The 23,975-nt window shown below is 69.9% G+C and carries 19 protein-coding genes; 16 read left to right on the top strand and 3 right to left on the bottom strand.

Features of this window, described 5'->3' with window-relative positions; genetic code table 11:
- The 4 genes from FNH08_RS16525 to FNH08_RS16510 form a co-directional block, all read left to right on the top strand.
- Positions 1–1,791: rhamnogalacturonan lyase family protein (locus tag FNH08_RS16525; RefSeq protein ID WP_456114949.1), on the top strand; the 1,791-nt coding region annotated here is incomplete at its 5' end.
- A 165-nt stretch (positions 1,792–1,956) separates the two neighbouring features.
- Positions 1,957–2,319 carry a bifunctional 3-phenylpropionate/cinnamic acid dioxygenase ferredoxin subunit gene (locus tag FNH08_RS16520; RefSeq protein WP_152772240.1) on the top strand — a complete coding sequence of 121 codons (363 nt, stop codon included), beginning with the start codon at positions 1,957–1,959 and terminating at the stop codon, positions 2,317–2,319.
- Positions 2,316–3,488 carry an NAD(P)/FAD-dependent oxidoreductase gene (locus tag FNH08_RS16515; protein WP_322724640.1) on the top strand — a complete coding sequence of 391 codons (1,173 nt, stop codon included), beginning with the start codon at positions 2,316–2,318 and terminating at the stop codon, positions 3,486–3,488. The genes FNH08_RS16520 and FNH08_RS16515 overlap by 4 nt, the downstream gene beginning before the upstream one ends.
- Before the next feature lie 35 nt (positions 3,489–3,523).
- Positions 3,524–4,657 carry an aromatic ring-hydroxylating oxygenase subunit alpha gene (locus FNH08_RS16510; RefSeq protein ID WP_322724639.1) on the top strand — a complete coding sequence of 378 codons (1,134 nt, stop codon included), beginning with the start codon at positions 3,524–3,526 and terminating at the stop codon, positions 4,655–4,657.
- Between the two features lie 15 nt (positions 4,658–4,672).
- Here the strand turns inward: FNH08_RS16510 and FNH08_RS16505 are convergent, their stop codons facing one another.
- On the bottom strand, positions 4,673–5,419 hold the full coding sequence (locus FNH08_RS16505) for an IclR family transcriptional regulator (protein ID WP_322724641.1): 747 nt from the start codon (positions 5,417–5,419) through the stop codon (positions 4,673–4,675).
- 89 nt (positions 5,420–5,508) lie between these two features.
- Here FNH08_RS16505 and betA point away from each other — a divergent pair, with 89 nt between their 5' ends.
- The 11 genes from betA to FNH08_RS16450 all read left to right on the top strand — a co-directional run bounded on the left by betA (position 5,509) and on the right by FNH08_RS16450 (position 21,196).
- Positions 5,509–7,179, top strand: a complete 1,671-nt coding sequence (betA, locus tag FNH08_RS16500; RefSeq protein WP_152772238.1) for a choline dehydrogenase — start codon at positions 5,509–5,511, stop codon at positions 7,177–7,179.
- Positions 7,180–7,428: 249 nt separating this feature from the next.
- Positions 7,429–9,867, top strand: coding sequence for a GcvT family protein (locus FNH08_RS16495; RefSeq protein WP_152772237.1), 2,439 nt, complete (start codon positions 7,429–7,431; stop codon positions 9,865–9,867).
- A gap of 129 nt (positions 9,868–9,996) precedes the next feature.
- Positions 9,997–11,079 carry a LamG domain-containing protein gene (locus FNH08_RS16490; protein ID WP_152772236.1) on the top strand — a complete coding sequence of 361 codons (1,083 nt, stop codon included), beginning with the start codon at positions 9,997–9,999 and terminating at the stop codon, positions 11,077–11,079.
- A 232-nt stretch (positions 11,080–11,311) separates the two neighbouring features.
- Positions 11,312–12,133, top strand: coding sequence for a glycosyltransferase family 2 protein (locus FNH08_RS16485; RefSeq protein ID WP_322724637.1), 822 nt, complete (start codon positions 11,312–11,314; stop codon positions 12,131–12,133).
- Positions 12,130–12,780, top strand: a complete 651-nt coding sequence (locus FNH08_RS16480) for a hypothetical protein (RefSeq protein WP_152772234.1) — start codon at positions 12,130–12,132, stop codon at positions 12,778–12,780. Before FNH08_RS16485 ends, FNH08_RS16480 begins: the two co-directional genes overlap by 4 nt.
- Positions 12,781–12,799: 19 nt before the next feature.
- Complete coding sequence (locus FNH08_RS16475; protein ID WP_152772233.1) at positions 12,800–13,906, top strand: glycosyltransferase family 4 protein; 1,107 nt, start codon at positions 12,800–12,802, stop codon at positions 13,904–13,906.
- Positions 13,903–16,422, top strand: coding sequence for a DUF2206 domain-containing protein (locus FNH08_RS53535; protein ID WP_152772232.1), 2,520 nt, complete (start codon positions 13,903–13,905; stop codon positions 16,420–16,422). The genes FNH08_RS16475 and FNH08_RS53535 overlap by 4 nt, the downstream gene beginning before the upstream one ends.
- Positions 16,419–17,540 (top strand): glycosyltransferase family 4 protein, encoded by a 1,122-nt coding sequence (locus FNH08_RS16465; RefSeq protein ID WP_152772231.1) that lies wholly within the window; start codon positions 16,419–16,421, stop codon positions 17,538–17,540. The genes FNH08_RS53535 and FNH08_RS16465 overlap by 4 nt, the downstream gene beginning before the upstream one ends.
- Positions 17,533–18,873 carry a lipopolysaccharide biosynthesis protein gene (locus FNH08_RS16460; RefSeq protein WP_152772230.1) on the top strand — a complete coding sequence of 447 codons (1,341 nt, stop codon included), beginning with the start codon at positions 17,533–17,535 and terminating at the stop codon, positions 18,871–18,873. The genes FNH08_RS16465 and FNH08_RS16460 overlap by 8 nt, the downstream gene beginning before the upstream one ends.
- Positions 18,870–20,036 (top strand): glycosyltransferase family 4 protein, encoded by a 1,167-nt coding sequence (locus FNH08_RS16455; protein ID WP_152772229.1) that lies wholly within the window; start codon positions 18,870–18,872, stop codon positions 20,034–20,036. Before FNH08_RS16460 ends, FNH08_RS16455 begins: the two co-directional genes overlap by 4 nt.
- A gap of 5 nt (positions 20,037–20,041) precedes the next feature.
- Entirely contained in the window at positions 20,042–21,196 is a 1,155-nt protein-coding gene (locus FNH08_RS16450) for a glycosyltransferase family 4 protein (RefSeq protein WP_152772228.1), read from the top strand.
- A 25-nt stretch (positions 21,197–21,221) separates the two neighbouring features.
- On the opposite strand, the gene FNH08_RS16445 is transcribed toward FNH08_RS16450, so the two are convergent.
- Both FNH08_RS16445 and FNH08_RS16440 read right to left on the bottom strand, forming a co-directional pair.
- Positions 21,222–22,427, bottom strand: a complete 1,206-nt coding sequence (locus FNH08_RS16445) for a cellulase family glycosylhydrolase (RefSeq protein WP_152772227.1) — start codon at positions 22,425–22,427, stop codon at positions 21,222–21,224.
- Positions 22,428–22,469: 42 nt separating this feature from the next.
- Positions 22,470–23,153 (bottom strand): SDR family NAD(P)-dependent oxidoreductase, encoded by a 684-nt coding sequence (locus FNH08_RS16440; RefSeq protein WP_322724634.1) that lies wholly within the window; start codon positions 23,151–23,153, stop codon positions 22,470–22,472.
- A gap of 181 nt (positions 23,154–23,334) precedes the next feature.
- Here FNH08_RS16440 and FNH08_RS16435 point away from each other — a divergent pair.
- Positions 23,335–23,975 (top strand): TetR/AcrR family transcriptional regulator (locus FNH08_RS16435; protein ID WP_152772225.1); only part of this gene is annotated, 641 nt, incomplete at its 3' end.

The raw sequence follows: 23,975 nt of genomic DNA, 5'->3' as shown, positions 1-23,975 counted from the left end.
AACCCCGCCCCGCCCGACGCGTCCACCGTCATACCCGCAGCCGGCGACACGCCGCTGCGGGCCGCGCGCGTGATGGAGAATCTGGGCCGTGGGGTCGTTGCGGTGCGCTCCGACGACACCAAGGTCCTCGTCTCCTGGCGGCTGCTGGGGCTCGACCCGGAGGGCATCGGGTTCAACGTGTACCGGTCCACCGGCGGCGGCGCGTACGTCAAGCTCAACTCCGGCGTCCTGACGGGCGGGACCAACTACGTGGACTCCACGGCCGACCTGACGCGGTCCAACAGCTACCGGGTGGCTCCGGTCATCGGCGGGCAGGAGCAGGCGCCGAGCGGGGCCTTCACACTGACGGCCAACCACGCCAAGGAGCCCGTGGTCCGAGTGCCGTTACGCTCAGGCGGTCCGGTGAAGTTCGTCTGGGTGGGCGACCTCGACGGCGACGGCGAGTACGACTACGTGGTGGACCGGCAGACCTCCCCTCAGAAGCTCGAGGCCTACCGCGGCGACGGGACGTTCCTGTGGCAGGTCGACATGGGGCCGAACAGCCAGAACCAGGACAACATCGAACCGGGGTCGTCCGCGATCGACCTGGGCCACTGGGACGGCGTCACGGTCTACGACTTCGACAGCGACGGCCGCGCCGAGGTCGCCGTGCGGATCGCCGACGGCGTCACCTTCGGCGACGGGGCCACCTGGACGCACGCGGACGACGCGCGTCAGTTCATGGCCGTCCTCGACGGCCGGACAGGAGCGCTCCGCAACTGGTCCGCGGTACCGACCACCTACGTGAGTGACGGTCCGATGGGCGCCCGTCTCGGGGTGGCGTATCTCAACGGCACCACGCCGAGCCTGGTCGCCTATATGAAGAACCGGCACGACGACGGGTCCTTCAACCTGATGATGGCCGCCTGGAAGTACGACGGCGACTCGCTCGACCGCCAGTGGACATGGCTGCGCGGCAGCCAGAACGCGCCCGACGGGCACAATACCCGCGCCATCGACGTCAACGGTGACGGGACGGACGAGGTCGCCGAGATCGGGTTCGTTCTGGGCGGCGACGGCTCTCTGCGCTACTCGATGGGGCCGAAGGGCATCATCCACGGCGACCGCTTCCACATCGCGGACATGGACCCCAGCCGTCCCGGCCTGGAGGGCTACGGCGTCCAGCAGGACAACCCGAGCGGCCTGCTGGAGTACTACTACGACGCCGCGAACGGCTCCCTCATCTGGCAGCACAAGGGTGACGGCCCCGCCGACGTCGGACGCGGCATGGCCGGAGACGTCGACCCGCGCTTCCCCGGCATGGAGACCTGGTCCTTCTCGGGCCTGTACAACGCACCCACCAACAAGCTCACCGAACCGAACACATCACTGCGCCCGTGGCCGCAGCTGGGCCTGTGGTGGGACGGCGACCTCACCATGGAACTGCTCAACGACGGCAAGATCGAGGAGTGGGACCCGCAGAACCCGACGCCGACCGGCAGCCTGCCCCGGCTCGTCAGCACATGGAACTACGGCGCGGTCAAAGCCGCCCAGGGCGGGCCCACCCTCGTCGGCGACATCCTCGGCGACTGGCGCGAGGAGGCCGTGTACACCAACGCTGCCTACAACGAGCTGATCATCTTCTCCACCAACCAGCCGACGAACACCCGGCTGTACACGCCGGCGCACAACCCCGCCTATCGAAACGCCATGACGTTCAAGGGGTACATGCAGTCCCACCATGTCGACTACTTCCTCGGGGCGGGCATGGCGAATCCACTCCGGCCGAACATCACGTACGCCGGGCCGTGAACACCAGGCAGCCGTTCAGTTGTGTATGGCACTCACAGTTGCGTAAAAGGCAACATCTGATGGTGAATGAAGCGGCTTTTTGGATGCCTTGACAAGGGTTGGGGGCGACTTCAGACTGATGTTGCGCTCAACGCATCCCGTTTCGCTATACGCACCCGAGGTGTCATGATGATTCCCGCGTGCCGTCTCGTGGATCTCCCGCGAGGCGAGGCCATCCGGCTCGACATCGACCCGCCGGTCTCGGTGTTCCACACCGACGACGGTGAGGTCTTCGCCATCGACGACACCTGCACCCACCAGGACGCCTCGCTCGCCGACGGCTGGCTGGAGGGCTGCGAGGTGGAATGCCCGCTGCACGCCTCGAAGTTCGACCTGAGGACCGGCTCTGTCGACGCCCCACCGGCCAAGCTCCCGGTCCGGACCCATGAGGTCCTCGTCGAGGACGGCATGGTCTACGTCCGCGTATCCACGGATGCCCCCAACCTGCCGCCCTGCGTCGCAGCCCGGCTCGCCGGAGGGCTCGCGTGAGGACCGTGGCCGTGGTCGGCGCCTCGCTGGCCGGTCTGTCGGCGGCGCGCTCGCTGCGGAAGCAGGGCTACGACGGACGGCTGGTCATCATCGGCGACGAACCCCACCGTCCGTATGACAGGCCCCCGCTGTCCAAGGAGTTCCTGGCCGGTGACATCGGCGAAGCCGACCTCGCCCTCGAGGCGGACGGCGAGGATCTGCGGGCGGAGTGGCTGCTCGGAACCCGCGCCACCGGCCTGGACCGCACACGGCGTGCCGTCCGGCTCGCGGGCGGCGGGGAGATCCGGGCCGACGGCTTCGTCATCGCGACCGGCGCGGCCGCACGACGGCTGCCCGGTTCCGAGGGCCTTGCCGGAGTGCACGTCCTGCGCACCCTGGACGATGCCCGCGCCCTGCGGGACGAACTGGCCCGCGGGGGACGGCTGGTGGTGATCGGCGGCGGTTTCATCGGCGCCGAGGTCGCCTCCACCGCGTACGGCCTCGGGCTGGACGTGACGGTCGTCGAAGCGACACCGACGCCGCTCGCCGGCCCGCTCGGCCAGACCATGGGGAGCATCGTCTCCGCTCTCCACGCGGACCACGGCGTACGGCTGTTGTGCGGCGTGGGCGTCAAGGGACTGAGCGGGGAGCGCAAGGTGGATGCCGTCCTGCTCGAGGACGGCCGCGGCATCCCCGCCGACATCGTCGTCGTGGGTGTGGGCGCACGCCCGTGCGTCGAGTGGCTGGAAGGATCCGGCATCGCGCTCGACAACGGCGTGAAGTGCGGTGCGGACGGCCGCACCAGCCTGGCCGGCGTGGTCGCGGTCGGCGACTGCGCCTCCTGGTACGACCCCCGTGCGGGTCTTCATCGTCGCGTCGAACACTGGACCGGCGCGCAGGAGCGCCCGGCCGCTGCCGTAGCCACGCTGCTGGCGGGAGGTGCGGTGGAGCCGGGGGTGCCCCGGCCGCCGTACTTCTGGTCGGATCAGTACGGGGTGAAGATCCAGTTCGCCGGTCACGCGGTCGGCGCCGACAGCGTGACGGTGGAGCAAGGCGCCCCGGACGACCGCGACATCCTGGCCGTCTACCGGCGGGCCGGTCACCCGATCGCCGTGCTCGGGATGAACCAGCCGCGGCTGTTCACCCGCTGGCGCAAGCAGCTCGCCGGAGCCGCTCTTCCCGGCGCGTGAACGACCGATCCACGACGTCCCCCGAGGAGTGCACCGTGACCTCGACCAGCCTGCCGGGCAGCCTGATCGCCACCCTCCCCGGCTCCTCCTACACCGATCCCGCGGTCTTCGCCCTGGAGCAGGAGCGCATCTTCGAGACGATGTGGTTCTGCGTCGCGCGCTCGTCCGACCTGGCGAAGCCCGGCGCCTTCCGCACCGTAGACGTGGGCCGCGAGAGCGTCCTCGTCACCCGCGCCCGGGACAACTCGATCCGCGCCCACTTCAACGTCTGCCGGCATCGTGGAGCCAGGCTCCGCACCGAGGGGAGCGGCGAGGTCAAGCGGGCCTTCCAGTGTCCGTACCACGCCTGGACGTACGACCTGACGGGCAAGCTCGTCGCCGCCCCCAACCTCACCAAGATGCCCGACGTCGGCCGCACCGAGTACGGCCTGGTGAGCGTGGCCACCCGCGAGTGGCTCGGCTATGTCTGGGTGTGCCTCGCGGAGAACCCGCCCCCCTTCGAGGAGGACGTCATCGCCGATGTCGTCAGCCGCCTCGGAGACGTCGAGTCGATCGAGCGCTACGACATCGACAACCTCTCGGTCGGCAGGCGGATCGTCTACGACGTCAGGGCGAACTGGAAGCTCATCGTCGAGAACTTCATGGAGTGCTACCACTGTGCCACGATCCACCCCGAACTCACCGAGGTGCTCCCGGAGTTCGCCGACGGGTACGCCGCGCAGTACTACGTCGGCCACGGCGCCGAGTTCGGTGCGGAGGTCCAGGGCTTCACCGTCGACGGCTCCGAGGGCCTCGACCGCATACCCGGAGTGTCCGAGGGGCAGGACCGTCGCTACTACGCGATCACCGTCAGGCCGCAGGTCTTCATCAACCTCGTCCCCGACCACGTGATCTTCCATCGGATGTTCCCGGTGGCCGTCGACCGCACGATCGTCGAGTGCGACTGGCTCTACCTCCCGCACGTCGTCGACAGCGGCAAGGACGTCAGCCGGTCCGTGGAGCTGTTCGACCGGGTCAACCGGCAGGACTTCGAGGCATGCGAGCGCACACAGCCCGCAATGGGCTCCCGGCTGTATGCCAAGGGGGGCGTGCTGGTGCCCAGTGAGCACCACATCGGGGCCTTCCACGACTGGGTGAACGAGCGCCTGGGGATGCGGCAGCCGCAGTAGCGGCGAACGGGCCGGTCAGCCCAGGTAACCCAGCCGGTGGCTGATCTCCTCCGCACCCTTGCACAGCACCGGAGCGAGCTCGTGCAGGCGCTCCTCGGTCAGTCGGTAGGAGGGCCCGGAGGCGCTCAGCGCCGCGACGACCACTCCCTCACGATTGCGGATGGGAGCGGCCATGGCGTGAAGGCCGATCTCCAGTTCCTCGCGGGCCCAGGCGTAGCCGGCTTCTCGGATCTCGGCGAGGTTCTTCTCGAGCTTCGTCTTCGCGGTGATGGTGTGCGAGGTGACCTTCTTCAGGCCGGCCTCGGTGAGCAGCGTGGCGCGTTCCTTGGTGGGCAGGTGGGCCAGCAGGATCTTGCCGCTGGAGGTCGCGTGCAGCGGGGTCAGCTGGCCGACCCAGTTCTGCGCGGTGACGGCACCGGGGCCGCGCACCTGGTAGAGGTTGACCGCGTAGTGCTCCTGCAACACGGCGACGTTGACGGTCTCACCGATCTCCTCGGCCAGACTCTCGCAGACCGGGCGGCTCTGCTGTGTGATGTCGATACGCCCTGTCACCGCACCGGCCAGGCGTACGATGCCGAAACCGAGGCGGTACTTGCCGCGCTCGCCTGCCTGCTCCACCAGGCCGCGCGCCTCGAGGGCGCCCAGAAGGCGGAAGGCGGTGGACTTGTGCACATCGATCTCGGCGGCTACTTCGCTGACGCCTGCCTCGCCCCGGTGGGCCAGGATCTCCAGGACGCTGATGGCGCGGTCCACCGACTGCACGCCGCCGGCCTGCGGGCTCGGGGTGTCAAGGCTGTAGTTGCTCACAATGAAACTATACGCGCAGTAAACAACGCCTGAGACGAGGCATCATGGCTCCCCTGACATACGACTTCGTCATCGTCGGCGGCGGATCAGCCGGCAGCGCACTGGCGAACAGACTCTCCGCGGACCCGGCGAACCGGGTGCTGGTGCTGGAGGCCGGCCGGTCCGACTACCCGTGGGATGTCTTCATCCACATGCCCGCGGCGCTGACCTATCCGATCGGCAGCCGCTTCTACGACTGGAAGTACGAGTCCGAGCCCGAGCCCCACATGGGAGGGCGCCGTGTCTACCACGCCCGCGGCAAGGTGCTGGGCGGCTCCAGCAGCATCAACGGCATGATCTTCCAGCGCGGCAACCCCATGGACTACGAGCGCTGGGCCGCCGACCCGGGCATGGAGACCTGGGACTACGCGCACTGCCTGCCGTACTTCCGGCGCATGGAGAACTGCCTCGCGGCCGACCCGGACGACGAGTTCCGCGGGCACGACGGACCTCTCGTCCTCGAACGCGGCCCGGCGACCAACCCGCTGTTCGGTGCCTTCCTCAAGGCCACCGAGGAGGCGGGCTACGCGCCCACGGACGACGTCAACGGCTACCGCCAGGAGGGTTTCGCCAAGTTCGACCGGAACGTCCACCGCGGGCGTCGCCTGTCGGCCTCTCAGGCGTACCTCAAGCCTGCCAGGAAGCGGCCCAACCTCACCGTGAAGACCCGCGCCCTCGTCACGCGCGTCCTCTTCGAGGGTAAGCGCGCCGTCGGTGTCGAGTACCAGCGCGGAAGGGCGGGCCTCCAGCAGGTCCGTGCCAAGGAGGTCATCCTCTGCGGCGGCGCGATCAACTCCCCGCAACTGCTGCAGCTCTCCGGCATCGGCAACGCCGAGGAACTCGGCGCCCTCGGCGTCGACGTCCTCCACGATCTCCCCGGCGTCGGCGAGAACATGCAGGACCACCTGGAGGTGTACGTCCAGTACGGCTGCAGACAGCCGGTCTCCATGCAGCCGTACATGGCGAAGTGGCGCGCCCCCTTCATCGGACTGCAATGGCTCTTCCGCAAGGGCCCGGCGGCCACCAACCACTTCGAGGCCGGAGGCTTCGCCCGCAGCAACGAGGACGTGGACTACCCCAACCTGATGTTCCACTTCCTGCCGGTCGCGGTCCGCTACGACGGCTCCTCGCCGTCCGGAGGCCATGGCTACCAGGTGCACGTGGGCCCCATGTACTCCGACGCGATCGGCTCGGTGAAGATCAAGAGCCGGGATCCGCGGGAGCACCCGGCGCTGCGCTTCAACTACCTCTCCACCGAGCAGGACCGCCGCGAATGGGTCGAGGCGATCCGCGTGGCCCGCAAGGTCCTCAACCAGCCCGCGCTCGCTCCGTACAACGACGGGGAGATCTCGCCCGGGCCGGCGGTGGAGACGGACGAGGAGATCCTCGCCTGGGTCGCGAAGGAGGGCGAGACCGCTCTGCACCCGTCCTGCACCTGCAAGATGGGCACCGACGAGATGTCCGTCGTCGACCCGGCCAGTATGCGGGTGCACGGCGTGGAGGGCCTGCGCGTGGTGGACGCGTCGGTGATGCCGTACGTCACCAACGGCAACATCTACGCGCCGGTGATGATGATCGCCGAGAAGGCCGCTGACCTGATCCTCGGGAAGAAGCCGCTGGAGCCCTCGAAGGCCGTCTACTACCGCCACCGTGACGCCGAGAAGCGGGCCGGGTAGCCCCGCTCCCCGCCCTTCGCTCGCCGGACGGGCCGGGTACGTCGAGAACGCGGTCGAACATGCCCGGCGGGCGGTGTGCACCTGTGTGCGCCGCCCGCCGGGCATCGCTGTTTTCCGGGCTGTTTCCCGACGTCACGGCCCCCTTGACACCTCATCCCCGGGGCGGGCACATTGAGTTGCGCAACCTGAAGCATGTTGCGCTGACAGCAACTGCGTCGACTGGACTGGTTCTCAATCGGAGGTGCGGCGATGGCGGGACCCCGAGTGGTCATCATCGGAGCGGGCGTCGTGGGCGCGGCGCTCGCGGACGAGATCTCCGCGCGCGGCTGGACCGAAGTGACCGTGGTCGACCAGGGCCCGCTCCCCGCCACCGGGGGTTCCTCGTCGCACGCTCCGGGCCTGGTCTTCCAGACGAACTCCTCCAAGACGATGACCGAGATGGCGCGCTACACCGTCGAGAAGTTCCGCTCCCTCGACGTCGACGGCAAGCCCTGCTTCCTCCAGGTCGGCGGCCTCGAAGTGGCGACCACCCCCGAGCGCCTCGCGGAACTCCACCGCCGCCACGGCTGGATCACCGCCTGGGGCATCGAGGCCCGGCTGCTGGACGCCGACGCATGCGTCGAGCAGCACCCGCTGGTGAACCGCGACAAGGTCCTCGGCGGCCTCCTGGTCCCGACGGACGGCATCGCCAAGGCCGTCCTGGCCGTAGAGGCGCAGATCAGCCGGGCCGCCGAGCGCGGCGTACGCCTTCTCGCCCGTCACGAGGTGCTCGACGTCCAGCAGGCCGAGGGCCGCGTCACCGGCGTCCTCACCGACCAGGGCGAGATCCCCGCCGACATCGTGGTGTGCTGCGCCGGCATCTGGGGCCCGAGGATCGCCCGCATGGTGGGCATGAACCTCCCCCTCACCCCGCTCGCCCACCAACTCGCCTGGACCGGACCGGTACCGGCGCTGGCGGGCCAGGCCGAGGAGGCGGTGCGCCCGATCCTTCGCCACCAGGACGCCGACCTCTACTACCGCGACCGTTTCGACGGCCTGGGCATCGGCTCCTACGGCCACCGCCCGATGCCCATCACCGCCGACGACATCCTCTCCGTGGACGAGGCCGAGGAGATGCCGTCGGTCCTGCAGTTCACCGAGGACGACTTCGCGGACGCCTGGACCGAGACCCAGTCCCTGCTTCCGGCGACGAAGGAGGCCAAGGTCGAGGAGGGGATCAACGGTCTGTTCTCCTTCACCACGGACAACTACCCGCTCCTCGGCGAATCCCCGGACGTCCAGGGCTTCTGGGTCGCCGAGGCCGTCTGGGTCACCCACTCCGCCGGCGTGGGGCGGGCCATGGCCGAGTGGCTGGTCGACGGCCACTGCTCGTCCTTCGACCTGCACGAGTGCGACGTCAACCGCTTCGAGCCGCACCAGCTCTCCCCGGAGTACGTCCTGGCGCGCGACTGCCAGAACTTCGTCGAGGTCTACGACATCCTCCACCCGCTCCAGCCGTCGGGGCACCCGCGCCCGATCCGCACCAGCCCCTTCCACGCCCGCCAGCAGGAGCACGGCGCGTTCTTCCTGGAGGCGAACGGCTGGGAACGCCCACAGTGGTACGAGGCCAACGCGCGGCTGGTCGAAGGCCGCACCATCCCCACGCCGGGCGACTGGGCCGCGCGGTACTGGTCACCCATCGTCGGCGCCGAGGCGCAGGCCACCCGCGAGACCGTCGGGATGTACGACATGACGGCCCTCAAGCGCCTGGAGGTCAGCGGTCCGGGTGCCGCCCACTTCCTGGAGCGGCTGGTCACCGGGAAGGTCGCCAAGTCCGTCGGCTCGGTGACCTACACCCTGCTCCTCGATCACGACGGCGGCATCCGCAGCGACATCACCGTCGCCCGCCTGGCCCGCGACCTCTTCCAGGTCGGCGCCAACGGCAACCTGGACCTCGACTGGTTCACCCGCCACCTCCCCGCCGACGGTTCGGTCCAGGTCCGCGACATCACCCCGGGCACCTGCTGCATCGGCCTGTGGGGCCCGCTGGCCCGCGAGGTCCTGCAGCCGCTGACGGACGAGGACTTCTCGGGCGACGGCCTGAAGTACTTCCGCGCCAAGCGCGCCTACATCGGCTCGGTGCCGGTCACCGCGATGCGGTTGAGTTACGTCGGCGAACTCGGCTGGGAGCTCTACACCACCGCCGACCAGGGCCTGAAGCTGTGGGACACCCTGTGGCGGGCGGCCAGCCCCCTCGGCGGCGTCATCGCAGGCCGCGGCGCCTTCAACAGCCTCCGTCTGGAGAAGGGTTACCGCTCCTTCGGCACCGACATGACCTTCGAGCACGACCCCTACGAGGCCGGAGTCGGCTTCGCCGTCAAGCCCGACAAGGACGACTTCGTCGGCAAGTCCGCACTGGAGCGCCGTAGGGCCGACGTACGGCGCAAGCTGACCTGCCTGACGATCGACGACCCGCGGTCGGTCGTCATGGGCAAGGAGCCGGTGTACGACGGCGACCGAGCCGTCGGCTACGTCACCAGCGCCGCCTACGGCTACACGATCGGCAAGGGCATCGCCTACGCCTGGCTCCCGGCGGGACTCGCCACCCCCGGCACCACCGTGGACATCGGTTACTTCGACCAGCGCATCGAGGCGGTCGTCGCGCAGGAGCCCCTGTTCGACCCGGCCATGTCCCGTCTCCGCGGCTAGCGATCAGCTGTGGCAGCCGCAGGGTGACAGCAGTGTGCCAGCACCAGGCAGTTGACGGTGGATCGGGCCGGCGGCCAAGAGGGGACGGGGAGTCGTGCGGGCTGCGGAGCTGCTTTAGCATCCGTGCTTATGACTGACGGTACGGAACACCCGGAGGGGGCAGCTGCCCCTGGGCAGGACCCCTGGAACCCTTCGTCTGCTCCACAGCCGTCCGCGGCGCCGAGCGGTTACGGGTACCCGCAGCAGGAGATACCGCACGGGCAGCAGCCCGGCTATCAGCAGGACGGTCATCAGCCGCCGCCCGCGTATCAGCAGCCCTCCTACTCTGGCGGTCTGGACTGGGAGGCCATGGCCGAGCGCAACGAGGCAGAGCAGCGCCGCCGCAAGAGACTCTGGACGGGCGGGATCGTCCTGGTGGCGTGCCTGCTCGGGATCGGGGCCGGATTCCTGGTCGTCCGGCATGAGAACGACAAGAAGAGCCCGAGCGCCTCCTCTTCCACCAGCTCTTCGCCCGCGCCCTCTGCCTCGGGAGGCAAGAAGTCGCCCACCGTTCCGGGCCAGGACAACGTCCTCGCGGACAAGTCGGGGGAGAACAATCTCGTCCTCGGGCCGGACGCCGCGGTGGACGACGTGGGGAACGGCTATGCGGCCCGGTTCCGGAGCAATGTCAACTCCTACGCCCAGTCCTCCGCACAGCTGATCGACGTCTCCAAGAGCTTCAGCGTCTCGGCCTGGGTCTACAACGAGGCCCCGAACAGTTCCCGTTCCGCGATCAGCCAGGGCGACGGCGACTCGTCCTCCTTCAGCCTGGGCCGGGACGCGTCGGGCGACAACCGCAACTGGGTGTTCGAGGTCCAGACCGCCGCGGGGGGCGCGGACAGCACGACCTACCAGGCCAAGGCGGCCAAGAACATCGGCACGGTCGGCGAGTGGGTGCTGCTGACCGGCACGTACGACGCGAAGGTCAAGAAGATCACGCTCTATGTGAACGAAAAGCGGGCCGCCGTCACCAAGGTTCCCGGTGTCTGGGCGGGCAAGGGTCCGTTGCAGCTCGGCCGGGCGCGTACGCACGGGGTGTGGGGCGACTACTGGGCGGGCGTCGTGGGTCATATCCAGGTCTGGGAGGCGGCGTTGACGCCGGATCAGGTGGCCGACGTGGAAAAGGGCGGATCGGGTGGGGATGCGAAACCTGTCGCTTCTTGGTTGATGTGACGTCCGTCACCGTCACAACTTGGCCACATCCTTAACAAGTTCAACCAGCACGGATTAGAGTCTCAGTAGTTTCAGAACTTCATGATCTGACGGACGAACCGTTTCTCCGTGTTCGCCGACGTCCTCGTTCTTGGCCACAGCCCACGCTGTGGCCATCTCCTTCTGCGATGAAGCGTCCGGGAGAAACGCGGGGCTCGGTATCCGTCCGGGAAGCCCTGGGGGAGGGCAACGCGTGAGAACACTGTCAGTGGTCATTCCTGCGTACAACGAGGCATCCAACCTTCCTGACGTCATCACCTCGATCCCGCTGGAAGAGCTGGCCGCGGAGGGCTGGGGCGCCGAGGTCGTCGTGGTCGACAACGCCTCGACCGACGGCACCGCCGCTGTGGCACGTTCGCTCGGAGTGCGCGTGGTGCACCAGCCGGAGAAGGGTTACGGCAACGCCTACATGGCGGGCTTCGGCGCCGCCACCGGCGATGTGATCGCCACCGGGGACGCGGACTGCACCTACCCCTTCGACGCGCTGCCGCGGCTGCTGCGCACGCTGGTCGAGCAGGACGTCGAGTTCATGACGACCGACCGGTTGCGGCGCGAGAACCGCCATGCGATGAAGCCCTCGCACACCGCGGCCAACCATGCGCTCAGCGCCCTGAGCCGTCGGCTGTTCCGCAACGGTCTCCGTGACTCCCAGTCAGGTATGTGGATCTTCCGGCGTCACGTCTGGGACGGCCTGGATGTCCGTTCCGGTGGCATGGCCTTCTCTCAGGAGATCAAGAACGCGGCGACCCTCGCGGGGTACCGTTACGCCGAAATACCCATCGAGTACCGCCCGCGCAAGGGCGAGGTGAAGCTCAACGCGCTGCCCGACGGCGCCGCGAACTTCCGGCAGCTCTTCGAGCACCGCTTCCGTCGTCCCGCGCCCCTTGTTCCCGGACCGCGAAATGAGCAGCCGCAGGCCGATGCCGCCGAGGTCGGCGAACCTGACCAGCCCGGTCCGTCCACTCAGCCCCCCACGCAGCCCAACAGGCAGACAGACCAGTACGAAACGGTATGAGTTCTTTGCCCGACGAACCCGGTGAACCCGGCGGACCCGACGAACCCGATGAGTCCGGCGAGCCCGATGAGCCCGGTGAGCCCGAGGCGTCCGGTGAACCCGACGCGTCCGGTGAACCCGACGCGTCCGGCCAGGCCGAGGACCCGGAACCGGACTCCGATCCGGGTCCCGGGCCGACGGGGCCTCGCCCGCGGACCGCGGGTCTGGTGGCGGCCCTGGTGACCATCGCCGTGCTGGCCGGCGGACTGTGGTCGGTGCCGTCGGTCCGTACGGTGCTGCTCCAGTCCTTCACCCGGCAGCAGACCCCGTTCACCGAGCTGTACTTCACCGCCCCGCCCAGCTTCGACGGGGGCAAGGTGCTCGTGCCCCTCGCGGTGAACGCCCACGGGACGGGCGTCAGCTCCTACCGCCTGAGGGTGACCCTGGAATCGGCCGAGGGAAAGCCGGTGGGCACGGCGACGGTGAAGTTCAAGCCGCTCAACGGCAAGGCGGTGCCGGTCGTGGCGCGCGTGAGCAGGAAGACGGCGGACGTGGCCGTGGTGCGGGTCGCCCTCGTCGGCCACGAGCAGCGGCTGCACTACTCCTTCGTGAGTCCGTCGCCCTCGGCGTCCCCGACCGCGACCCCCAGTTCCAAGAGCACCCCGTGACGTACGAGACTGAAGCCTGATGCGACGCACCGTCCTGCAGATCACCCCCTACTACCCGCCCCACTTGGGCGGGCTCGAACGCGTTGTGGAGCACCTCGCCGACCAACTGGGGCAGCGCCACGACGTCCGGGTCGTCACCACCGCCCTCGGCGCGGACGGCGCGCCGCGCCGCTTCGGCGACGGCCAGGTGACCGTACGGCGGCACCGCGCGGTCGAGTTCGCGCACACCGCGCTCGCACCGGGCCTCCCGGTCTCCCTGTGGCGCGCCCCGCGCGGCGCCGTCCTGCATCTGCACTGCGCGCACGCCCTGATGCCCGAGCTCGTCGCTCTCACCGCCCGGCTCCGCAGGCAGCGCTTCCTCCTCCACTTCCACCTCGACGTGGATGCCTCAGGACGCTTCGGGCGGCTGCTGCCCGCGTACAAGAAGCACGTCTTCGGGCGCGCGCTGCGCACCGCCGACGGGGTGATCGTGCTGACCGAGGCCCAGGGCACGTTCGTGAAACAGACGTACGGGGTCCCGGCCGAGCGGGTGTTCGTGGTGCCCAACGGTGTCGCGCCCGGCTACTTCATGCCGGTGCGTGAGGCGGCACAGCGGCCGCTGCGGCTGTTGTACGTCGGCCGGCTGAGCGCGCAGAAGAACGTCGCCCGGCTGCTGGAGGCGATGAGCCTGCTGCGCGAACCGGTGCGCCTGCGGATCGTCGGCGACGGCGAACTGCGGGAGAAACTCCAGGCGCGCGCCGCCGAACTGGGGCTGAAGGACGTCGAGTTCTCCGGCGGGCTGCTCGGCGCGGACCTGGTGCGCGCCTACCGGGACGCCGATGCCTTCGTGCTGCCCTCGGAGAAGGAGGGCATGCCGCTGGTCGTCCTGGAAGCGATGGCCGCCGCCCTGCCGGTGATCGCTACCGACGTGCCCGGCACCACCGAACTGCTCGACGGGGTCGGCCTCCTGGCCGACCCCGACCCGGCGGCACTGGCCGCCGCCATCGACTCCGTCGCCGCCGACCCGGGCCTGCGCCTGCGACTCGCCCGGCGCAGCGCGGCGGCGGCCCCCGGCTACTCCTGGGAAGCCGTGGCGGCACGGGTCGAGCGGGTCTACGACGATGTCTACGCGGAGGTCGGCGGGTGACGGCGCGCGACACGGCTGCCAAGGGAGCCGCCGAGACCAAGGACGCCGACGGTACCGGCCGACGGCGTGCCGACCGGCGACCGTCCTGGGCGGTCGATCCGGATGCGGAGGGCAAGGGCTCAAGGAACAAGGGCTCAGCGGACGATGCCGTGGCCGGGAGGCGCCGTGAAGCCGCCGCCGCCTCCAGCTCCCTGCGGGTCGCCGACCTCGTGCGGGGGCGGCTCGGGGTGCTGGTCAGCGTCGCGGTGGCCTGCGTCGTGGAGATGCTTCCCGGGGTGCCCGGGGCACTCCTGACGGTGGCCGGCCTGTGGCTGCTGTTCGGGGCGCCCATCGCGCTGTGGCGGGGCGTCGCCTCACGCGTGGTGTCCACCAGGGACGGCAGCCTGCTGCTCGCCGCGGGCATGGCGATCATCACGGACATCGTGGTCGCCCTCGCCGTGAACACCGTCCTGCCGCTCTTCGGCGTGGACCGCCCGCTGACCCAGGTGTCGCTGGCCGGGGCCACGGCGCTGACCCTGACCGTGATCGGCGCCTTCGCGCCGGAGGAGGAGCGCGCGGAGCGGGAACCACGAGCGTTCTGGCGCCGCGGCGGGCTGCCGCCGGGCGCGGTCCCCGTGGCCGGGCTCGCCGCCGTGGCCCTCCTCCTGTCGGTCGCCGGACCGATCCGGCTGAACAACGGCCTCGGCGGCTCCGTCAGCATGGCCGCCCTGATCGCCATCGCCGCGCTGCTGGTGCTGCTGATGATCCGCCGCTGGCGCTATCCGGTAGCGGTGCTGGAAACCGGGCTGTTCCTCGCCGCGACCGCGCTGCTGCTGCTGAACTCGCTGCGTGGCTGGTCCATCACCGGCCACGATGTGCAGCGTGAGTACGAGTACTTCCGGCTCACCCTGGGCGGCTCGCTCTGGGACATCTCGACCTACCCGGACGCGTACAACGCCTGTCTGAGCATCACCCTGCTGCCGATGAGCGTGTTCCGGCTCACCGCGATCCCCGACGTCTACATCTTCAAGATCGTGCTGCCGGTGCTGTTCGCGCTCACCCCGGTGCTGATCCACCGTTCGGTGCGCAACATCGCCCCGCATCTGGTGTCGTTGCTGTCGGCCGTACTCTTCATGATCTTCCCCACGTTCCTGTCCGACATGACGTTCCTGGGCCGCCAGGAAGTCGCCTTCGTGCTGCTCGGCTGCGCGATGGTGGTGCTCACCGACTCCGGCCGGCCGCTCCGCGTCCGCCGGATCGCCTTCGTCGCGCTGCTGGCCGGCATCACGCTGTCGCACTACTCGACGATCTACGTCATCGTGGCGATCCTCGGCGTCGCCGTGGCCACCGACCTGGTCTGGCGCCTGGCCGAGCGCTTCCGCGCCGCCCGCGGGCACAAGCGCAAACATCGTCCGGCCGAGGCCGGATCCTTCGTGACCTGGTGGATCGTGGCGGGGGCGGCGGCCATGGCGCTGGTGTGGGCCGGTCCGGTCACCCACACCAGCGGGCAGTTGCGGACGACACTGGACGACGTCGTACAGACCGTGCTGCACCCGGGGAAGAGCGAGGGCGGCGGCTCCTCCGACACCTCCTACAGTCTGTTCGGCGGGACCAGCATGACCGCGCAGCAGCGACTGGACGCCTACCGCACCGAGAGCCTGCGGAAGACCGCCAAGGGGCGCGCCGAGGGCCTGTATCTGCCCCTGGAGACGGTGGACGCCTACAACACCCCGGTGGTGGGGAAGCAGAACATGCCGCTCACCGCCGCCGGGAGGGCGCTCGACGCGGTCGGCGTGGACGTCGGTACGCTCAACTCCCTGCTCCGCCAGTCCGCCGCGGCCATGTTCCAACTGCTGCTGGGCGTCGGCCTCCTGGTGGTCGTCCTCAGGCGGCGCGGTGCCTTCCGGCCGGTGCGCGACCAGACCACGCTGACCATCGGGGCCGTGGTCATGCTCGGGCTGCTCACGGTGATCCCCTCCCTGTCGGCGGACTACGGAGTACTCCGCGCCTTCCAGCAGGGGCTGTTCTTCTTCGCGCCCTTCATCGCCGCCGGACTGCTGGCCGCCCTGCGCTGGGCCGGGCGGCGGCGCATGGTGATCACGTACGCCCTGATCGTGGCGCTCTTCCTGGACCTCACCGGCGTGGTGCCCAAGCTGCTGGGTGGCTACCCGGCGCAGCTGCAGCTCAGCAACTCCGGCCAGTACTACGACATCTACTACCCGACCACCGAGGAGCGGAACGCCGCCTACTGGCTGGTGCAGCGCTTCGACGCCGAGGGCAAGCAGTCCCTGGTGCAGACCGACCGCTTCACCTTCAACCGGCAGCAGACCACCATCACCGGCCCGGCCGTGGGCGACCTCTTCCCGACCGCACTGCGCACCGATGCCTACGTCCTGGTCGGAAGCACGACGGTGCGCAGCGGCACGGTGACGTTCTCCTACGAGGGCGACCTGGTCACCTATCGCTATCCCACCCGTCTCCTGGACACGACCAAGAACGTGATCTACAGCAGCGAGGGGGCGAGGATCTACCGATGAGAGCGCTCCTCGTCAGCCACTACTACCCGCCGCACGTCGGAGGCATCGAGTACGTCGTCCGCCAGGAGGCGGTCCGGCTCGCCGCCCACGGCGTCGAGGTCACCGTGCTCACCAGCGGCGAGCGTTCCGGGACCCGCGACGAGGAGGGCGTACGGGTGGTGCGCGTCGCGGCCTGGAACGGTGCCGAGCGAGCCGGAGTGCCCTTCCCCCTGCTGTCGCCGCGGCTGCTGACGACCGCGCTTCGCCTGGCACGCCGAGCCGACGTCATCCATGTGCACGACTGCCTGTATCTGACCTCGTGGGCCGCCGGGCTCGCCGCCCTCCTCACCCGCACCCCGCACGTCGTCACCCAGCACGTCGCCCTGGTGCAGCACCCTTCCGCTGTCGTACGAGGTGTGCAGCGCGCGGTGTACGCGGTCGCGGGGCGCGCCCTGCTGCGCCGGGCCCGCATGGTGCTCACCCTCAACGCCACCGTCGCGGACTTCGTACGGCGCTACGGCGCCCGCCCTGAGCGTGCCCGCCATCTCGCGAACGGTGTGGACACCGAGCTGTTCCGGCCCGCCGCCTCGGACGAGGAGCAGGCGCTCGCCCGTAAGCGCTTCGGCCTGCCGGGAGACCGTCCGTTGGTGCTGTTCGTCGGCCGGCTGGTGCCGAAGAAGGGGTGCGACCTGCTGCTGGCCGCCCAGGACGACTCCTTCGACCTGGTCTTCGTCGGCGACGGCGACGCGGGCGCCCTGGCCGGAAGGCCCGGCGTCCACCACCTCGGCGCGCTGCCGCCACAGGAGCTGGCCGAGGCGTACCGGGCCTGCGACGTCTTCGCGCTGCCGTCCACCGCCGAGGGCTTCCCGCTCACCGTCCAGGAGGCCATGGCCAGCGGCCTGCCCGTCGTCACCACCGACGACCCGGGGTACGCGCCCTACCGTCTCGACCCCACCTGCGTCACACTGCTGCCCCGGGACGCGGGGGTGCTGCGCTCCGCGCTGTCCGCCCTCGCCGGTGACGGCCCGAAGCGCACACACATGGGCCGCTACTCCCGCGAATACGCGACGACGGCCTTCGCTTGGGAGGAGCATGTGAGCACACTGGTCCAGTGCTACCGGGACGTCACCGATGGCTAGGCCCAAGGGCCGCCACGCCCGGCCCGCCGACCAGGTGTACCGCAGCTCCTTCTTCCTGATGGCGTCCACCGCCACCATCGCCGGACTGGGCTTCGTCTTCTGGATCGTGGTCGCCCGCTACTACAGCCCCGAACAGGTGGGCCTGGCCACCTCGTTGATCTCGGCGATCTCGCTGATCTCGTATCTGAGCCTGTTCGGTCTCAACAGCACGCTGATCCGCTTCCCGGCGCCGACCGCGGCCCGCAACGGCCAGCTCACCCAGTCGATCGCCCTGGTGACCACGGCGTCGTGCCTGGTCGGAGCGGTCTATGTGGCCGGCCTGCCGCTCTACGGTGAGAAACTGGTCTTCGTCCGGGACCAACTGCCGCTGGCGGCGGCCTTCGTCGTGATCTGCGCCTGTGCCGCGGTGAACCAGCTCACCGACTCCGTCTTCATCGGCGCCCGTATCCCGCAGTACAACGCGCTGGTCGACGGCGTGATCCAGGGGCTGACCAAGCTCGCCCTGCCGGTCGCGCTGGTCGGCCTCGGCTCGGTGGGCATCGTCGGCTCGGCCGGCGGCGGCTTCGCGGTGGCGGTGCTTGCCTCGCTGTTCCTGATGCACCGTCGGCTCGGCTTCCGGTTCGACTTCCGTACCCGCGGCACCAGACTCCGGGAACAGCTGCGCTTCTCCGTCGCCAGTTATGTCACCAGCCTGCTCAACCTGATGCCCCAGCTGGTCGTCCCGCTCATCGTGCTGCACCAGCTCGGCGCGGCGGCGGCCGGCTACTACTACGTCGCCTTCCAGATCGCCAGCCTCCTCAACGCCGTGTCCTTCTCCGTCGGCGAGGCCCTCTTCGCGGAGGGCTCGCACGATCCCTCCCGGATCGGCGTACTGCTCCGCAGGACCGCCGCCATCATCGCCGGCCTGATGGTCCCGGCAGCGGCCGTGGTGGCGCTGGGCAGCGGGCTGATCCTGAAGCTGTTCGGCGGCAGCTACGCGACCGAGGCCAGGCCGCTGCTCATGGTGTTCGCCGTCGGGGCGCTGGCCGTCGCCCTGTCCAGCTGGTCGAACTTCGCGCTCAAGCTGACCCGGCAGATGCGGCAGCTGGTCGTCAACAACCTGGTCTTCGCGACCGTCTCGATCTCACTCGCCTTCCTCTGGGCTCCTCGGGGCCTGGTCTGGATCGGCTGGGCCTGGGCCGCCGGCAACCTCGCCTCCGGCCTGGTGGCCCTGGCGGCGCTCCTCGGACACCGGCGCCGCAGCATCGCAGCCGTACGGCACTCCGAGCCGGACGCGGAGCCGGGCCCGGAGTCGGAGTCGGGGAATGTCCGAACCGCGGAGGCACAAGCATGAGGATCCTGCAGATCGTCAACATCGGCTTCGAGGCCGGCGGGGCGGAGAAGAGCGTCCGGCTGATCACGGAAGGACTGCGGGCCCGGGGCCACACCGTGAGCGTGGTCGCGACCGACCGTATGGCGGCCGGACACGAGCTGTTCGCCGACCACATCGTGCCCGCGGTCAACGGCGGTCCGGCCAGGCGGTTGTTCGGCTACTTCTGGCACCACACGGCCTACCGGCGGCTGGGGCGGATCCTGGCCGAGTTCGAACCGGACGTCGTCCATCTGCACACCATCGGCGAGTTCAGCCCCTCGGTGCTGGCCGCCACCCGCCGTTACCCCCGGCTGCTGACCGCACGGGGCCCCGAGGACTGGACGTTGAAGCTGCTGCGCTGGAACCTCGGCACCGCCACCAACGGCGGCCGGCTCAGCGCGACCGACACCGCGCGCTATCTGTATCTGCGGTTCCTGCAGCGACCCGGCTACCTGGTGTGGCTGCGCGGCCTCGACCGGGTGCTCGCGCTGAGCCAGTACATGGCCGACACCGTGCGCGGCGACGTGGGCCGGGTCCCGCTGTTCGTCGTGCCCAACGGCACCGAGAGCGGCTTCGGTTACGAGCCGATCGCCGACACCGAGAGCGTGCTCTTCACCGGCCGCCTGGAACGCGTCAAGGGGGTCGATGTCCTGCTGACGGCCTTCCGGCAGGTGGTCGAGCGGCATCCCGGAGCCAGGCTGGTCATCATCGGTGACGGTGCGGACCGTGCGCGGCTGGAATCGCTGGCGGCCGACCTGACCTCCCAGGGGCGCGTCGTCTTCCGGGGCTGGCTCGGCAAGGCGGAGGTCGCCGAATGCCTCAGGGCCGCCTCAGTCGTCGCCGTGCCCTCGCGGTGGCCGGAGGTCTTCGGGCGGGTGGTCCTGGAGGCGTTCCAGACCGGGCGTCCCGTGGTGGCGTCCCGTTGCGGCGGACTGCCGGAACTGATCTCCGACGACAACGGCCGGCTGGTGGACCCGGGAGACGCGCGGGGGCTGGCCGACGCGCTCTCCTCCCTGCTCGGCGACCGCGCCACGCTCGAACGCCTCGGCAAGGGCGCGGCCCAGTGCGCCGAGCGTTACCGCCTCGACGCGGTCGTCGACGCGCACGAGGAGCACTACCAGGCGGTATTGGCGGGACGCCGGTGAGGCCCGTGGAGCCCAGGGACCAGGCCCAGGGTGTTCGCATCGTCGCCGTCGTCGCGCCGTACTACCCGCCCAAGGTCGGCGGCGTGGAGAACTACGCCGCGCGGATCGCCCGCGCGGTCGCCGACGCCCCCGGTCTGCGGCCGGTGGTCATCACCACCCGCCTGTCGGGGCGCCGGACCTCGGTGAGTGTCGAGGACGGTGTCCACATCATCCGCCTCGGCGCCTGGCTCCGGCTGTCCAACACCCCCCTCAGCCCGCTGTGGCCGCTGCAACTGCGCTACTGGCTGCGTCGCACCGGCGCCCAGGTGGTGAACGCCCACGCCCCGGTCCCCGGGCTCGCCGACCTGGCGGTCGCGGTCTCCGGCAGCCGACCGGCCGTCCTCACCTACCACGCGGGTTCGATGCACAAGGGCGAGCCGGGCAGTGGCCTGGCGGACCGGCTCATCGACGTGTACGAACGGCGGGTGCTGCCCCGGGTGTTCCGGCGGGCACGGGTGCTGGTCGCGGTGTCGCCGGTCTCGCTGGCCGCCGCTCATCCCCATGCCGTGGAGATCACTCCGGGCGTGGACATCGAGCGGTTCACGCCCGGCGAGCCGGCCTCCAGGCGTCCGCGTACGGTCCTCTACGTCGGCCGGATGGACCGCTCGTCGGCCTGGAAGGGCGTCGACGCCCTGCTGCGGGCCTTCGCCGAGCTGGCGGACGATGTCGCCGACGCCCGGCTGCTGCTTGTCGGCGGCGGTGACGCGGTCCCGGACCATCTGCGGCTCGCGGCGGAGCTGGGGATCGCCGACCGGGTGGAGGCCACCGGGGAGCTGACCGGGGAGGCGCTGCCCGACGTCATGCGGACGGCGGCCGTCGCGGTGCTGCCCTCGCGCACCGAGGCGGAGTCCTTCGGCATGGTGCTGGTCGAGGCGATGGCCTGCGGGACCCCGGTGGTCGGCTCGGCGGTGGGCGGCATCCCGCATGTCGTGCTGGACGGCGAGACAGGACTACTTGTCCCGCCCGGCGACCCGGGGGCGCTGGCGGCCGCCTGCCGCAAGCTGCTGGCCGAGGGCGAACTCGCCGACCGGCTGGGCGCGGCGGGGCGGCGGCAGGCGGAACGGCGGTTCGCCTGGAACGGCCTGATGGAGCGTTACGTCGATCTGTTCCGGGCCCTGTAGGACCCGGCGGCCCCGTCCCCGGCTCCTACTTCCGCTTCTTCTCGTAGGCGGTGATCGCCTCCTTGAGCGCGTCGAAGGCCGGCTTCTTCGAACCGTCGAAGCGGCGCAGCCCGTAGTACCGCGTCGGCCTCAGCTTCTCATCGGCGGGCGCCAAATCCTGATCGGTGTACCAGAACATCGCGTCCACGTGCGCGTTCGCCACCGCTGTCTTCACCGTGTCGGCGGCGATCTCGGCCTGGCGGGCCTCGGTCACATGGTCCGTGTCGTCGGTGATCGTCGTACCGTCCGACACCTCGCCGGCCCCGCTGGTCGGCGCTCCGGTCTCGGTGAGCCAGATCGGGAGGTCGGGGGTGCCGTACGTGTCCAGTACGGCCATCAGGTTCTCCTGGGCGGTACTGATCCGCTCGAAGGCCGTGCCGGTGCCGGGGGTCGCGCTGGGCAGGGTCGGGAAGTTGTACGGGTGGTAGCCGACGGCGTCCACGTGCTTGTTGGCGCCCAGCTTGGCGGCGGCGGTCAGGAAGTCCAGCGGCGACAGCCTGTTGGACTTGTGATCGGTCTTGATCCCCGCGAGGCCACCCATGATCACGTACGCCTTGGAGTCCGCGGAGCGCAGCGCCTGGCTGGTCACCTTGAGCAGCTCGGTGAAGTCGGCGGGGTCGGGCGCGGGCTTCCAGAAGCCGATGTTCGGTTCGTTCCACACCTCCCAGGTGTGCACGCCCATCGCCGCATACCGCTCGGCCGCCAGCTTGGCGAAGCCGGCGAAGGCGTCCGGGTCGGCCGGCGCGCAGCTCTGGCTGCCCGTACAGCCCGCCACCCGGGCCCACTTCGGGGTGTAGGCGATCACCGCGAGCAGGTTCAGACGGTGGGCCTTGGCGGCCTTGGCGACCCGGTCGAAGCGGTGCCACTCGTAGTCGTTCGGGGATTCCGGCTGGATGTTGTTCCAGGACAGGTCGACCCGGGCCCACTTCGCGCCGACGGCGACCGCGTCGTCGAGCGCCCGGTCGAGGTCCTTGTCCGACTTCCAGGTCAGGGTGTCGCCGTACGAGATACCCATCCGTACATCGCGCGCACCGCCGGCAGGTGATGCGGAGGAGGATGCGGCACCGTCCCCTTGCGGCGCCGCGGACGAGCCGGACGGCAGGGAGGCGGCCACGATGGTGGCGACCGCGGAGACCACGAACGCCACGAGTGCCACCAGCAGCCGCTGCCGTCGACTTGATTCCTTCAACATGCCGCACAGCCTAAGCCAATGATAATGGCGGCCGGTGCGGTGTCAGAGCTTGAAGACGAGCTCGGCCTGGTCGCGCTTGGTGGTGTGCAGGTCCCAGTAGAGGGGGGAGATCTGCTCGGGCTGGGCCGCATCCAGGCCGGGGATGACGGAGACGCCGATCGACGCGTCGATGCCGATGTGGGCGGCCTGGATGCCGGTGTCGGCGTCGGCCAGCTCCTTGTGCAGGTTCATCGCCCAGTTGCGCAGCGCGGCGGCGGCGGCGTTGACGTTGGCGACCCGCGGGTCGGGCCAGATCGAGCCGGCACCGGTGGTGTAGAGCAGGGTGCCCGCGCCTGCCTCACGCATCGTGGGCAGCACCGCCTTCGTGGCGGCGATGGCCCCGTAGAGCTGGAAGTTCATCTCGAACTCCACATGGGACGGTTCGGTGTCGCCCGGAGCGGTCAGCGTGGTGATGCCGAACGTCCCCACCGGGGAGTACTCCAGGACGTCGATCCCGCCGAACCGGGTGGCGGCGTCCTTGAGTGCCTGGGTGAGTGCGTCGCGGTCGAGCACGTCCGCGGGGAACGCGGCGGCGGTGATGCCCTCGGCGGTGAGCTTGCCGACGAGACCGTCGAGCTTCTCGCGGTTACGGGAGATCAGGGCGACGTCGAGGCCCTGGGAGCCGAAGGTGCGAGCGATGGCCAGGCCCATCTGGGGGCCGGCTCCGACGATGGCGATGCTGGTCACAGCGATCCTTTCGCAAAACCTCATGGGAAACGGTGTGTTGGGCGAGGTGGGGAGCGGTCTTCGGCACCCCTGAGTCGGATAGGGCTATCCGTTTCAGTGATTCGGATAGGGCTATCCGGATCGCCGTGACCACGGTACCACCGAAAATGGATAGGGCAATCCGATTGCTAGAGTGGTCGGCATGACCCCAGGCGCCCAGCACCCCGACAAGCCCGCCGGTCAGCCTCTGCGTAGTGACGCCGAGCGCAACCGGGTGCGGATCATCGCCGCCGGGCGCACTGTGTTCGCACGCGACGGCCTGAACGCCTCCATGGCCTCCGTGGCCCGCGAGGCAGGCGTGGGGATCGCCACCATCCTCCGCCACTTCCCCGCGAAGGAGGACCTGGTCGCCGCCGTCTTCTCCGACCGCATGGACGCCTACGCCGACGCGGTCGCCCTCGCCCTCGAGGACCCCGACCCCTGGAACGGTTTCACCGGCTACATCGAGACCGCCTGTGCGATGCAGGCGGCCGACTACGGGTTCGCCGACGTACTGACCATGACCTTCCCCACCGCCAAGGCCCTGGAGCAGCGCCGCAACGAGGCGTACGAGGCCATGGTGGAACTCATCAGCCGCGCCAAGGAGACCGGCCGCCTGCGCGAGGACTTCGACCCCTCGGACCTGGTGCTGATGCACATGGCCAACGCGGGCGTCGTCAACGCCACCGGTGACGCCGCTCCCGACGCCTGGCGACGCGTGGTCGCCCTCTTCCTCCAGTCCTTCGAGGCCCCCGCCCGCGGCCCCCTGCCCGCCTCGCCCGAGCACGACGCCCTCTACAAGGC

The organism is Streptomyces spongiae (genome assembly GCF_009377185.1).
Classification (GTDB): domain Bacteria; phylum Actinomycetota; class Actinomycetes; order Streptomycetales; family Streptomycetaceae; genus Streptomyces; species Streptomyces spongiae.
The sequence above is the reverse complement of the archived record's forward strand: the minus strand, read 5'-3'. Positions and strand labels throughout refer to the sequence as shown.

Excerpts from the sequence above, each read along its gene's own strand:
- FNH08_RS16520 (WP_152772240.1), top strand. The coding sequence starts at position 1,957 with ATGATGATTCCCGCGTGCCGTCTCGTGGATCTCCCGCGAGGCGAGGCC.
- betA (WP_152772238.1), top strand. The coding sequence starts at position 5,509 with ATGGCTCCCCTGACATACGACTTCGTCATCGTCGGCGGCGGATCAGCC.
- FNH08_RS16495 (WP_152772237.1), top strand. The coding sequence starts at position 7,429 with ATGGCGGGACCCCGAGTGGTCATCATCGGAGCGGGCGTCGTGGGCGCG.
- FNH08_RS16490 (WP_152772236.1), top strand. The coding sequence starts at position 9,997 with ATGACTGACGGTACGGAACACCCGGAGGGGGCAGCTGCCCCTGGGCAG.
- FNH08_RS16480 (WP_152772234.1), top strand. The coding sequence starts at position 12,130 with ATGAGTTCTTTGCCCGACGAACCCGGTGAACCCGGCGGACCCGACGAA.
- FNH08_RS16475 (WP_152772233.1), top strand. The coding sequence starts at position 12,800 with ATGCGACGCACCGTCCTGCAGATCACCCCCTACTACCCGCCCCACTTG.
- FNH08_RS16465 (WP_152772231.1), top strand. The coding sequence starts at position 16,419 with ATGAGAGCGCTCCTCGTCAGCCACTACTACCCGCCGCACGTCGGAGGC.
- FNH08_RS16460 (WP_152772230.1), top strand. The coding sequence starts at position 17,533 with ATGGCTAGGCCCAAGGGCCGCCACGCCCGGCCCGCCGACCAGGTGTAC.
- FNH08_RS16455 (WP_152772229.1), top strand. The coding sequence starts at position 18,870 with ATGAGGATCCTGCAGATCGTCAACATCGGCTTCGAGGCCGGCGGGGCG.
- FNH08_RS16445 (WP_152772227.1), bottom strand. The coding sequence starts at position 22,427 with ATGTTGAAGGAATCAAGTCGACGGCAGCGGCTGCTGGTGGCACTCGTG.